The sequence below is a fragment of the Tepidiforma bonchosmolovskayae genome, from assembly GCF_008838325.1.
Taxonomy (GTDB): domain Bacteria; phylum Chloroflexota; class Dehalococcoidia; order Tepidiformales; family Tepidiformaceae; genus Tepidiforma; species Tepidiforma bonchosmolovskayae.
On record NZ_CP042829.1, the window covers coordinates 855,336 to 867,496 of the forward strand.

Consider the following 12,161-nt stretch of genomic DNA (forward strand, 5'->3'; position numbering starts at 1 on the left):
ACTGGATGGCGGAGAGGTGTCCGAGTGGTTTATGGTGCCGCTCTCGAAAAGCGGTGTGGGGCAACCCACCGGGAGTTCGAATCTCCCCCTCTCCGCCAGGAAGCGGACGCGAGCCCGGCCAGGCGGCCGGGCTTTTGTTTTGGGGCGGAGGGGCCGGCGTTTGCGTTCTCAGGTTCGGACATTGCGACACTACGGCGACATCGTTGACAGTCACGCCGTCAGAATGGCCGTGTCCGACAGCCGTTGATCCCGGACATTGCGACACAAACGCGACATCTTTCACTCGGCAGCGCGCACCGGGTCTGCTGCCTCCGCTCTAACACTTTTTCTACGGCGTTGTCCCGGATTTTCCGCTATTCTTCACCCATCCGTCACCGAACTGCCTGATTGCATCCGGGGTTTGCCCGCCGCCAGTGACGGCAGGATCAGTCAGCGGAGGTTAACCCCCTGCACGTGGGCGGGGCGCTCGCCGGTTCAATCGCAGCTGGGGGACGGAAACAGGAGGTACGGCCCGGGCATCTCTCCAATGGAGGCGCCCGCTTCCGGAGAAGGCGGGCCGAGACTGGAGCAGGAGAAACAACCGCGAGGGGAGAGAAGAGCTATGAGCATCAAACGGCTTGTTGCAGCAGTTTGCGCCATTGCCGGCCTGCTGGCAGTTGCCACGGCTACGGCGGCGACGACAGTGGTGGTGCGCTACTCCGCCGGGCAGGGCTGGGGGAACTGGTGGACAGCGAACGGGGGGCAGGTCAGGTTCGTGCATGACGCGACCAGCCCCTTCGGCATCGGGGCCATGGAACTCGAGACGCCGAACACCAATCCGGCCAAGGCGACCTGGGGAATCGCGATGGATATCCCCCTGAGCCAGGTCACGACGCTGGGGTACTGGACGAAATACCTGGCAGGTCCGCCGTACGCCGGACCGGGCCTGAACGTGGTCATCGACATCAATGGAAGCGCCCCGGGCGGGGCAACCATCCTCGTCTATGAACCGTACTGGAACGGCACGGTGAACCTCAGCGGGGCCTGGCAGCAGTGGAACGTCGGCTCGCCGGCCGCGAAGCTGTGGTCGACCCAGACCGTGAGTGCCGGCGGGAGCTGCAGCTTTACTGCCGACTACGGTGGCCCGCCGTTCTATAACATTCCGGCCGTCCAGGCGGCGTGTCCAAATGCGCGGCTGCAGGGCCTGGCCGTGAACGTGGGGACCTATAATCCCGGCTACCTCGTGCGGGCGGATGGTGTCTGGCTGAACGACACGGTGTACGACTTCGAACCGGAGGTGACGGTCCGGGTCAGGCTGACCGAGAACGTCCTCGGTTTCGAGGCTCCCGGCGATGGCTGGCAGGTGACGCTGACAGGCTGCGGCGTCGGCCCGATAACCCAGACGACGGACTCCAGCGGGGAAGCATCGTTTGTCGCGCTTCCGCCAGCGGTAAACTGCAGCTACACGGTTAGTGTGGCCGGGCAGGCCGGGTGGACGCTCGCCCCATCGAGCGCTACGACTGCGCCCTTTGCAGCGGACAGTGTCAGCGAACTCGAATTCCTGGCGATTCGAGACTACAACCCGCCGTGTGTGGAGCCGAACGACCCCCGGTGCACGCCGCCGCCGGCCATCGCCGGCGGCACCCCTGCTCCGGCAGTTCCGGCGGCCACGCCGACCCCAACGCCTGCGGCACCGGCCCCGACGCCTGCGGCCCCTGCTGCAACGGCGACCCAGCCCCCGGCGGCGCCAACGACGTTGCCCGCTACGAACGACCCGGGCGTGCCGACGCCGGCCGGCGCCTCCCCGACGCCGCGGCCCCCGGCGACAGGGGCCAGCAGCCCGGAAGAGGCCGGCGGGCCGCAGTTCCTGGGTCTGCTCGCGACCGGGGCCGTATTCCTCAGCGCCGGTCTCGGGTTGCTGTCGCTCGGACGTTCGCGCAAGCGCTGACCTCGGCGGTACAGGTCCAGAGGCGGGCGGAGTTGATTCCCGCCCGCCTTTGCTATGCGCTCCAGAGAGTCCGGAGTCGCCAGGCATGTGGGCGACGAATCGCATTGCCGGGTCTCGACGTATGGCAGGAGAGGAGTGACCCAGAGCCTGCCCGCATGGCGACTACAATGCGGGCATGGATGACCCTGCACTGATCGGTCTGGGCCTCGGGGGCCTGGTGGTCCTCATCGGGCTGAACGCGCTGTTCGTGGCGGCGGAGTTCGCCTTCGTGGGGGTGCGGCGGACCCGAGTGGAGCAGCTGGCGGCTTCGGGGCAGGCGCGGGCGCGGCTGCTGCTGGGGGCGCTGCGGCAGCTGGATGCGACGATTGCGGCGACGCAGCTCGGCATTACGATGTGCGGGCTGGCGCTCGGCTGGCTGGGGGAGCCGGTCCTGGCGGGCCTCATCGAGCCCGGGCTGGCGGAAGCGCTGGCCTGGGCGCCGGCGCGGACGGCCGGCATCGCCGCCACGGCGGTTGCGTTTCTACTGGTGACGGCGCTGGTGATTATCTTCGCGGAGCTGGCGCCGAAGTCGATTGCGCTGGCGCGGACGGAGCAGGTGGGGCTCCTGGTGGCGCCGCCGGTGCTGGTGTTCGCGCGGGTGTTCCGGCCGTTCGTCTGGTTCCTGCACCGGTCGGGGGCGCTGGTGGTGCGGGCCCTGGGGATTCGGCAGCGGTCGCCGGCGGAGGAGTCGCTCGACCCGGAGGAGCTGGAGCTGGTGATCGAGGCGTCGGCGCGGGCCGGGCTCCTGTCGACGAGCGAGCTGATGCTGGCGCGACGGGCGCTGGAGTTCAGCGCGATCCAGGCCGACCAGATCATGGTGCCGCGGACGGAGGTCGTGGCGGTGGAGGCAGGGGCGACGCTGGACGAGGTGCTGGAGCTGGTGGAGCGGCACCACCACTCGCGCTACCCCGTGTACGAGGAGAGCCTGGACCACATCGTCGGCATCCTCGAGGTGAAGGACCTCGTGGCGCTGGTGCGCCGGGGGGAGACGGAGTGGCGGCCGCTGATTCGGCCGGCGGTGGCGATCCCGGAGTCGGTGAGCGTGGAGGTGGCGGTGCAGGCGATGCGGGCAAAGCAGGTGCAGATTGTGGTGCTGGTGGACGAACACGGGGGGACGAGCGGGATTCTGACGGCGGACGAGGTGCCCTACCGGCTGCTGGGGCGCTGGCTGGGCGGGCGCGCGCAGGGGGGCGAGACGCTGCGGACGCTGCCGTCGGGCAATCTGCTGGTGTCGGGGCTGGCGCTCATTGCGGATGTGGAGGACGCGACGGGCGCGGAGCTTGCGGACGAGGACTACGACACGGTCGGCGGGTTCATCATGGCGCGGCTGGGACGGATTCCACGGGTGGGCGACCGGGTGGAGGTACCGGGGTACCAGTTCCGGGTGATGGCGATGGACGGCCGCCGGGTGGACCGGGTGCTGGTGACCAGGGTGGGAAGCGGCAATGGCGCAGCCTCTCATGGAGGGGGCGAAGGCGGCCGAAACGCGGGGGTGTGAACCGGGCGGGGCTCCGCGGGGGCGAGACGTCCCGGGCTTGCTGATCGGAACCGCAGAAATTCGGCGGCGAGCTGGGGCTTGCTGCGGCGCGGCCCGCCGGAGGGGCGGCCGGGGATGGCACAGGGAGCACCGGCGGAGCGAGCGCCCGACGGCCGGAGCGGGTTACTGGCCGCCTGCGGCAGGCTGGGGTGCTGCGCCGCCGAAGACTTCTCCGCGGCGGCGGGAGGCGAACGCCTCGTCTTCGCTGACGCTGGCGGCGGCCTGGCGGGCCTGCTCCTGCTCGTACGTCATGCGGTAGAGGTTGGCGTAGATGCCGCCGCGGGCGAGGAGCTCCTCGTGGGTGCCGATCTCGGCGATCTGGCCTTTGTCGAGGACGACGATGCGGGAGGCTTCGCGGATGGTGGAGAGGCGGTGGGCGATGACGAAGGATGTTCGGTTCTTGAGGAGCTCGCGGAGGGCCCGCTGGATGATGACCTCGGTCTGGGTATCCACGTAGGCGGTGGCTTCGTCGAGGATGAGGATGCGGGGCGAGGCGAGGATGGCGCGGGCGAAGCTGATCAGCTGCCGCTGGCCGACGGAGAGGTTCTGGCCGCGCTGCTGGAGGACGGTATCGTAGCCGTGCTCGAGGCGCATGATGAAGTCGTGGGCGCCGACGGCTTTGGCGGCGCGCTCAATCTCTTCCTGGGTGGCTTCGGGCCGGCCGTAGGCGATGTTTTCGCGGACAGTGCCGGAGAAGAGGTAGGGGTTCTGGAGGACGACGCCCATGTGGCGGGTGAGGGAGCGGCGCTTGATATCGCGGATGTCGTGGCCGTCGATTTTGATGGCGCCGGCGGTGACGTCGTAGCCGCGCATCAGGAGGGAGGTGATGGTGGTCTTGCCGGCGCCGGTGGCGCCGACGAGGGCGATGGTTTCGCCGGGTTCGACGTGGAGGGTGATGCCGCGGAGGATGGGGACGCCTTCGACGTAGTGGAAGTGGACGTCTTCGAAGTCGACGCGGCCTTCGACGTGGTCGAGTTCGATGGCATCGGGCCGGTCCTGGACGCGGGGGACGGTATCGAGGACCTGGAAGATGCGTTCGCCGCCGGCCATGGCGCGCTGGAGCATGGTGTACTGGAGGACGAGGTCGCGGATGGGGTCGAAGAAGCGGCCGACGTAGAGGGTGAAGGAGGTGAGGACGAAGAAGAAGTGGGCGACGTCGACGTCGGCGGCGTGGAGTGCGCGGAGGCCGCCGACGATGACGACGGAGGCGGTGGCGATGGCGACGGAGAGTTCGATGACGGGCATGATGGCGGCGCTGAGCATGCCGGCCCAGATGTTGGCGCGCCGGTTGTCCTGGTTGAGGCGGTCGAAGCGGCGGGCGTTTTCGTCCTCGCGGGACATGGACTGGACGGCTTTGACGCCGGAGACGTTCTCGGCGAGGGTGCCGTAGAGCGTAGAGACCTTGATGCGGACGTTGATGAAGGCCTGGCGGGCGTGGCGGGCCCAGAAGACCATGACGAGGACGAGGGGCGGGACGATGGCGAAGGTGACGAGGGCGAGGGTGAGGTCGATGTTCACCAGGACGACGACGATGATGGTGAGGCCGATGATGTCGGCGAAGAAGGTGAGGGAGCCGCTGGTGAGGAGCTCCTGCATGACGGTGACGTCGCTGGTGAGGCGGGAGATCATGCGGCCGACTTCCATCTCGTCGTAGAAGGAGAGGGAGAGGCCCTGCATGTGGTCGTACATCTGGGTGCGGAGCTTCATGAGGATGCGGTTGCCCATCCAGGCGGTGGTGCGCTGCTGGCCATAGGCGGCGAGCCACTGGACGACGGCGAGGCCGAGCATGACGCCGAGGATGGTGAACAGCCGCCGGGTATCGTGGTTGATGCCGGCCTGGACGGTGAGGCCGATGAGGAGCGGCTGGAAGAAGCTGGCGAGGGCGGAGAGGACCATGCAGGCGACGGCGGTGACGGCCTGCAGTTTGTATTCGGCGAGGTAGGGGAGGATGCGGCGGACGACTTTGGCGTCGTAGACCTTGCCGAGGTACTCGTCGTCCCAGCCGTCGGCGCCGCGGCCCATCATGGCGCGGCCGAGGGGGCCGCCCGGCTGGCCGCCGATGCCGGAGCTCCAGCCGCCGGCGCCTGCACCGCCCCACATGCCCATCAGGCGCCTCCCCCGGCCTGGCCTTCGGCGAGGAGGCGCGCGCGCTCGGCGGGCAGGGCTTCGGATTCGCCGCGGACGCGCGGGCGGGGGCGTTCGGCGCCGCCAGGGCCGGGCACGGGGGCCACGGGCCGGCCGAGGGCCTCTTCCTGGTCCTTTAGTTCGAGTTCGAAGATGCGGCGGTAGAGGCCTTCCTGCTGGATGAGCTCCTGGTGGGTGCCGCGCTGGATGATGCGGCCCCGGTCGAGCACGATGATCTGGTCGGCGCGCATGACGGTGCGGAGGCGCTGGGCGATGACGAAGGTGGTGCGGCCCTTCATGAGCTCCTGGAGGGCCTGCTGGATGAGGAACTCGGTCTGGGTGTCCACGCTGGCGGTGGAGTCATCGAAGATGAGGATTTTGGGGTCGAGGAGGAGGGTGCGGGCGATGGCGATGCGCTGTTTCTGGCCGCCGGAGAGGGTGACGCCGCGTTCGCCGACCCATTCGTCGTAGCCGTAGGGGAGGGAGACGATGAAGTCGTGGATGCGGGCGGCTTTGGCGGCGCGCTCGATCTCTTCCTGGCTGGCATCGGGTTTGCCGTAGGCGATGTTGTCGCGGATGGTGCCGATGAAGAGGAAGACGTCCTGCTGGACGATGCCGATGTTGCGGCGGAGGGAGTCGATGGTGACGTCGCGGATGTCGATGCCGTCGATGAGGATGCGGCCTTCGGTGACGTCGTAGAAGCGGGGGATGAGGTTGACGATGGTGGACTTGCCGGAGCCGGTTGGGCCGAGCAGGGCGATAACCTGGCCGGGCTTCGCATCGATGTTGATGCCGGAGAGGACGGGGCTGAGGTTGTCGTAGCTGAAGCTGACGTTTTCGAAGACGACGTGGCCCTTGACGTCGGTGAGCGGGATGGCGCCGGGCTTTTCCTGGACGGCGGACTGGGCATCGATGAGTTCGAAGACGCGCTCTGCGGAGCTGATGGCGCGGGCGATGATGTTGATCATGAAGCCGAGGGTGCGGACAGGGAGCTGGAGGAGGTTGAGCCAGAGGGTGAAGGTGAGGACATCCTGGGCCTGGAGGGAGCCGCGGGAGACGAGCCAGGAGCCGAAGCCGACGGTGAGGGCGATCTGGGCGGCGGAGATGCCCTGGAGGAGGGGCTGGTTGTTCGCCTGGATGAGGGCGGCCTGGTAGGAGAGGTCGGCCTGGCGTTTGGCCGCGTCGGCAAACTTTTTGCTTTCGTAGTCTTCCCGGGCGAAGGCCTTGACGACGCGGATGCCGGTGAGCGCCTCCTCGGCGATCTGGGTCATTTCGGCCTGGTTCTGCTGGATCTGGAGCCACATGGGGCGGAGGCGGCGGCTGGTGACGATGGAGCGCCAGGCGAGGATCGGGAGGGAGATGAAGGAGACGAGGGCGAGCTGCCAGTTGATGACGAGCATGCCCACGATGGAGATGAGGATCATGAGGATGATGTAGGAGAGGCGGAGCAGGCCCATGGAGAAGAAGATGCGGATGTTCTCCACGTCCTGGGTGGCGCGGCTCATGATCTGGCCGGTCTGGACTTTGTCGTGGTAGGCGAAGCTGAGGCGCTGGAGGTTGTCGTAGATGCGGTTGCGGATGTCGTAGGCGACGTTCTGGCCGATGGTTTCGCCGAGGTACTGCTGGCCAAAGGCGGCGGCGCCGCGGGCGATGGCAAAGGCGACGATGGCGGAGGCGCCGAGGATGAGGAGCCGCTCGTTGCCTTCGAGGCCGATGAGGCGGCCGTTCGCATCGCGGACAGGCTGGAGGCCGAAGTCGATGGCGAACTTAATCAGCAGGGGGCTGATCATGACGAAGGCGCCGGCGAGGATGACGCAGACCCAGGCGAGGATGAACTGGCCGCGGTAGGCCTTCAGATAGGGAAGCAGACGCAGAAGCCAGCGCACCCGGCGGTGTCCCTCCTCGGGGAAGGACGGTATCATACGTTGACGCGAACGTCAAAGTAGGCTGGCTGACGGGCCAGCCCGGCGCCGCGACGGGGGATGTCGCGCCAATCTGGTAGAAGAGGGGACTCAATAGAAGGCGGAGGAGTGCCGTGCTGAAGGGCTGGGCGTTCGTTGCCGGGGTGATGTTGCTGGTCCTGGGCGGGGCAGCCGCCTGCCGGGCCGCCGCCGAGCCTTCGGCGACGACGCCGCGGGCGATAGTGCCGATGCTGGCGGCCGACTCCGCGCCGGCGCCGGCGGGGTTGGTGCAGTGCGTGGTTACGAATGTGGTGGATGGCGACACCATCGATGTGGGCGGCTGCGCAGACGCGGGGCGGGTCCGGCTAATCCTGATTGATGCTCCGGAGAGCTCGGGCGGGGCCCGCTGCTTCAGCAAGGAGGCCACCGACTACGTGAAAGCCCGGCTGCTGGGGCGGACGGTCGAGCTGGAGCGGGATGTTTCGAACCGGGACCGGTACGACCGCTACCTGCGGTATGTGTGGGTCGATGGCGAGCTGTTCAATGAGCGGATGGTGCGGGACGGGTATGCAGCGCTGGCGGTCTACCCGCCGGATGTGAAGTATCGGGACCGGATTGCGGCGGCAGAGGCGGAAGCAAAGGCGGCGAACCGGGGTCTCTGGGGGGCCTGCGGCGGGCTGAACACGCCGGCGACGCCGACACCAACAGCGGCCGGCACGCCGACGGCGACTCCGACACGGAGCGCGACGCCAACCCCGCCGGCGACGCCGACGCCCGGCGGGAACTGCGCGGCGGCGACGGCGCGGATTGTGTCGCTGAACAAGGCCGCGGAGGTGGTCGTCATCGAGGGGAGCGGCGACCTCACCGGGTGGCGGCTGGTGAGCGAGCGCGGCAACCAGCAGTTCGCGTTCCCGAACGGGTTCGTGCTGAGCGGCCGGGTGGAGGTGTGGAGCGGGGTGCCGCAGTTCCCGAATACGGCGACGCGGCTGTGGTGGTCGTCGGAGCCGCTCTGGAACAATACGCAGGATGACGACGCGCTGCTCTACGACTGCACGGGCCGGCTGGTGCAGCGGTTCGACGACGGCGATTGAAACAGCGTCTCAGGAGGCGTAGGCTCAGCGGCGACGTCTGTGCTGGAGCTGCGCGATGCCGACGAACGTCCTGAGGCCGACCGAGGAAGAGGCGCTGGCTGCGTGGAGGGAGCTGGTGGCGGCTGACGCCGCCCAGGTGGCCCGCGTGCGGGAGCCGGAGCCGCCGGCCGACCACTACGCGGCAGTGGCGGGCCGCTTCCGGCCGGGAGCGTTCGAGTCGCTGGAGTGGCCGGTGCTGGACACGCTCGTTGCGCCGGGGGAGACGGTGCTGGATATCGGCGCGGGCGGCGGCCGGTTTGCGGTGCCGCTCGCGCAGAAGGGCTGCCGGGTGATCGCCATTGAGCCGAGCGGGGCGATGCGGGAGACGCTGGCAGCGGCAGCGGCCGAGGCCGGCGTGACCGTTGAGGTGCACGACCTGCGCTGGCCGGCGGCCGGGTGGACGGAGGAGGCGGATGTGAGCCTGGCGGCGCACGCGTGCTACGACATCGCTGAGATTGGGCCCTTCCTCGATGCGATGGAGCGGCACACGCGGCGGCTGTGCGTGGCGATGTTCGGGCAGTTCGCGCGGGGGGCGAACCTTGCACCGCTGTTCGAGGCGGTGCACGGGGAGCCGCTCCAGGCCCTGCCGGCCCTGAAGGAGTTTGTCGCGCTGCTCGGTGCGCGGAACCGGAGGTACGAGGTGCGGACGGTGAGCAGCGGGCGTGCGTATGAGCTGATGGAGCGGGAGCAGGCGTTCGAGATGGCGCGGCGGATGCTCTGGCTGGCGCCGGGCAGCGCGAAGGATGTGCGGATGCGGGAGCTGATGGAGGCGTGGTGGGGGTCGCCGGAAGGGATCCGGATGCCGGCATTCCGCCGGTTCATCGGCATCGTGAGCTGGGAGCCGCCGCGCAGCGCCGGGTGAGGCGGGGGCCGGGCCGCCGCGTCAGATATCGAGGTTGCGGACCTGGCTGGCGTTGGCCTGGATGAACTTGCGGCGGTGGGAGACGTCGTCGCCCATGAGTTCGTAGAAGAGGGCGTCGGCGGTGGCCGCGTCGTGGATGGTGACCTGGAGGAGGGTGCGGTTGGCCGGGTTCATGGTGGTCTCCCAGAGCTGCTCGGCGTTCATTTCGCCGAGACCCTTGAACCGCTGGACGTTGAGGTTGGCGCGGCGGTTCTGCTTCCGGTACTCCTCGAGCTGCTGGTCGGAGTAGAAGTAGCGGACCTCTTTGCCGTGCTGGGCGCGGTAGAGGGGGGGCTGGGCGATGAAGAGGTGGCCGTGCTCGATGAGCTCGGGCATGTTGCGGAAGAAGAAGGTGAGGAGGAGGGTGCGGATATGGGCGCCGTCGACGTCGGCGTCGGTCATGATGATGATTTTGTGGTAGCGGAGCTTGGAGACGTCGAACGTTTCGCGGATGCCGGTGCCGAGGGCGGAGATGATGAGGCGGATCGCCTCGTGGCCGAGCATCTTATCGGGGCGGGTGCGTTCGACGTTCAGGATCTTGCCGCGGAGGGGCAGGATCGCCTGGAAGCGGCGGTCGCGGCCCTGCTTGGCGGAGCCGCCTGCCGAGTCGCCCTCGACGATGAAGAGCTCGGACTCTTCGGGGTCGCGGGAGGAGCAATCGGCGAGTTTGCCCGGGAGGGAGCCGCTTTCGAGGGCGCTCTTGCGCTGGACGAGGTCGCGGGCCTTGCGGGCGGCTTCGCGGGCGCGGCTGGCAAGGAGGCACTTCTCGACGATGCGGCGGGCCTCGGAGGGGTGCTCTTCGAGGTAGGTGGAGAGGGCGTCGGCGACGACGGCCTGGACCTGGCTGGCGACTTCGAGGTTGCCGAGGCGGGTTTTGGTCTGGCCTTCGAACTGGGGTTCGGGGAGTTTGACGGAGATGACGGCGACGAGCCCCTCGCGGACGTCGTCGCCGGTGAGGTTGGGGTCGGCGTCTTTGAGGATCTTCTGCTTGCGGGCGTAATCGTTGAGGACGCGGGTGAGGGCCTGGCGGAAGCCGGTGAGGTGGGAGCCGCCGTCTATGGTGTTGATCGAGTTAGCGAAGGTGTAGACGGTTTCGTTGAAGCCGTCGTTGTACTGGATGGCGCACTCGATGACGTTGCGGTCGACCTCGCGTTCGACGTAGATGGGGTCGGGGTTGAGCGCTTCGCGGTCGCGGTTGATGTAGCGGACGAAGCTCTTGATGCCCCCTTCGAAGTAGTAGTTGACCTCCTGGTCGGTGCGCTCGTCGACGAGGCGGAACCAGACGCCCTTGGTGAGGAAGGCGTACATGCGGAGGCGCTCGGCTTCGACTTTGAAGTCGAAGTCGGTGCTTTCGAAGATGTCGGGGTCGGGCTTGAAGCTGACGGTGGTGCCGTGCGAGCGGGCGGGGTCTTCGAGGGGGAGGGTGAGGAGGGGGGTCTGGGGGACGCCGCGGGCGTACTCCTGGCGAAAGAGCTTGCCGGCTTTATCGGGGCCCTGGGCGGCGGGGTCGGGGACGACTTCGACCCACATGGCTTCGCTGAGGGCGTTGACGACGGAGGCGCCGACGCCGTGGAGGCCGCCGGAGACCTTGTAGCCGCCGCCGCCGAATTTGCCGCCGGCATGGAGCACGGTCATGACGGTTTCGACGGCGGATTTGCCGGTTTGCTTCTGGATGTCGACGGGGATGCCGCGGCCGTTGTCTTTGACGGTGCACCAGCCGTCGCGGTGGAGGATGACTTCGATGCGGTCGCAGAAGCCGGCCATGGCTTCGTCGACGGCGTTATCGACGAGCTCTTTGATGAGGTGGTGGAGGCCGGCCTTATCGGTGGTGCCGATGTACATGCCGGGCCGCTTGCGGACGGCTTCGAGGCCTTCGAGGACCTGGATGTTTTCGGCGGTGTAGGTTGCGCCGGGAGCGGAGGTAGAGGAGGTTGCCTGGGTGGCCATGGGGGTGGGTGTCAGCCTCGCAGCGTACGAGCCAGCTGGGGCGGCGGCCCGGGGATTTGTTCGCTCACCTTCGCAGTTTAGCAGGTTTTGGGGTTTCGGGCGAGTTCAGGGGCGGGGCTACGGCCGGGGCCAGAGGACGGCCTGGGTGCAGCGGAAGACGGCGAGCGTGCGGCCGGTCTCGACGTGGGTGACGGCGGCATCCCAGACCTGGGTGGTGCGGCCGCCGTGGAGCATCGCGGCGCGGGCTGCTATGACGCCGTCGGTGGCGGTGCCGAGGAAGTTCGCCTTCAGCTCAATGGTCGTAAAGCCGGCGGCGCCGTCCGGCAGGCTGACGGTGCAGCCGTAGCCGCAGAGGGTATCGGCGAGGGCGACGATGGTGGCGGCGTGGAGGTAGCCGTTCGGCGCGAGGTGGTCGGGCTGGATGACGAGGCGACCCTCGGCGACGCCGCGGCTGATGGCGGTAACCTCAACGCCGAGGCGGCCCGGCAGGCGCCCGCGGGAGCGTTCGGCCCAGTACGCGATCGTGGTTGGGTCGTCGGCGTCGGGGGACATGGCCGGGCTCCCTGCGGGCGGATTGGGAGATGATGCCGGGCAGGGTTGCGAATTGCAACTGAGTTGCAGCGGCCGGCCCGGCCGGGGGAGAATCCGGCCCACC

General features: G+C 68.4%; 8 protein-coding genes and 1 tRNA gene. 5 read left to right on the plus strand and 4 right to left on the minus strand.

Going from position 1 to position 12,161, the window contains the following annotated elements; translation table 11 throughout:
- Positions 1–10: 10 nt before the first annotated feature.
- The 3 genes from Tbon_RS04415 to Tbon_RS04425 all read left to right on the plus strand — a co-directional run bounded on the left by Tbon_RS04415 (position 11) and on the right by Tbon_RS04425 (position 3,464).
- Positions 11–98, plus strand: a tRNA-Ser gene (locus Tbon_RS04415).
- A gap of 503 nt (positions 99–601) precedes the next feature.
- A complete protein-coding gene (locus Tbon_RS04420) occupies positions 602–1,927 on the plus strand; it encodes a hypothetical protein (protein ID WP_158066494.1) in 1,326 nt (441 codons plus the stop codon).
- A 175-nt stretch (positions 1,928–2,102) separates the two neighbouring features.
- The gene (locus tag Tbon_RS04425) at positions 2,103–3,464 is read left to right on the plus strand and encodes a hemolysin family protein (RefSeq protein WP_158066495.1); all 1,362 of its coding nucleotides are present in this window, start codon (positions 2,103–2,105) and stop codon (positions 3,462–3,464) included.
- A 162-nt stretch (positions 3,465–3,626) separates the two neighbouring features.
- Here the strand turns inward: Tbon_RS04425 and Tbon_RS04430 are convergent, their stop codons facing one another.
- Both Tbon_RS04430 and Tbon_RS04435 read right to left on the minus strand, forming a co-directional pair.
- Positions 3,627–5,609, minus strand: a complete 1,983-nt coding sequence (locus tag Tbon_RS04430; RefSeq protein ID WP_158066496.1) for an ABC transporter ATP-binding protein — start codon at positions 5,607–5,609, stop codon at positions 3,627–3,629.
- The gene (locus tag Tbon_RS04435) at positions 5,609–7,513 is read right to left on the minus strand and encodes an ABC transporter ATP-binding protein (protein ID WP_192498139.1); all 1,905 of its coding nucleotides are present in this window, start codon (positions 7,511–7,513) and stop codon (positions 5,609–5,611) included. Before Tbon_RS04435 ends, Tbon_RS04430 begins: the two co-directional genes overlap by 1 nt.
- 149 nt (positions 7,514–7,662) lie before the next feature.
- Here Tbon_RS04435 and Tbon_RS04440 point away from each other — a divergent pair, with 149 nt between their 5' ends.
- Positions 7,663–8,619, plus strand: coding sequence for a thermonuclease family protein (locus tag Tbon_RS04440; RefSeq protein WP_158066498.1), 957 nt, complete (start codon positions 7,663–7,665; stop codon positions 8,617–8,619).
- 55 nt (positions 8,620–8,674) lie between these two features.
- Positions 8,675–9,520 carry a methyltransferase domain-containing protein gene (locus Tbon_RS04445; protein WP_158066499.1) on the plus strand — a complete coding sequence of 282 codons (846 nt, stop codon included), beginning with the start codon at positions 8,675–8,677 and terminating at the stop codon, positions 9,518–9,520.
- A gap of 21 nt (positions 9,521–9,541) precedes the next feature.
- On the opposite strand, the gene gyrB is transcribed toward Tbon_RS04445, so the two are convergent.
- Both gyrB and Tbon_RS04455 read right to left on the minus strand, forming a co-directional pair.
- Complete coding sequence (gyrB, locus tag Tbon_RS04450) at positions 9,542–11,506, minus strand: DNA topoisomerase (ATP-hydrolyzing) subunit B (protein WP_158066500.1); 1,965 nt, start codon at positions 11,504–11,506, stop codon at positions 9,542–9,544.
- A gap of 117 nt (positions 11,507–11,623) precedes the next feature.
- Entirely contained in the window at positions 11,624–12,058 is a 435-nt protein-coding gene (locus Tbon_RS04455; protein WP_158066501.1) for a PaaI family thioesterase, read from the minus strand.
- Positions 12,059–12,161: the final 103 nt, after the last annotated feature.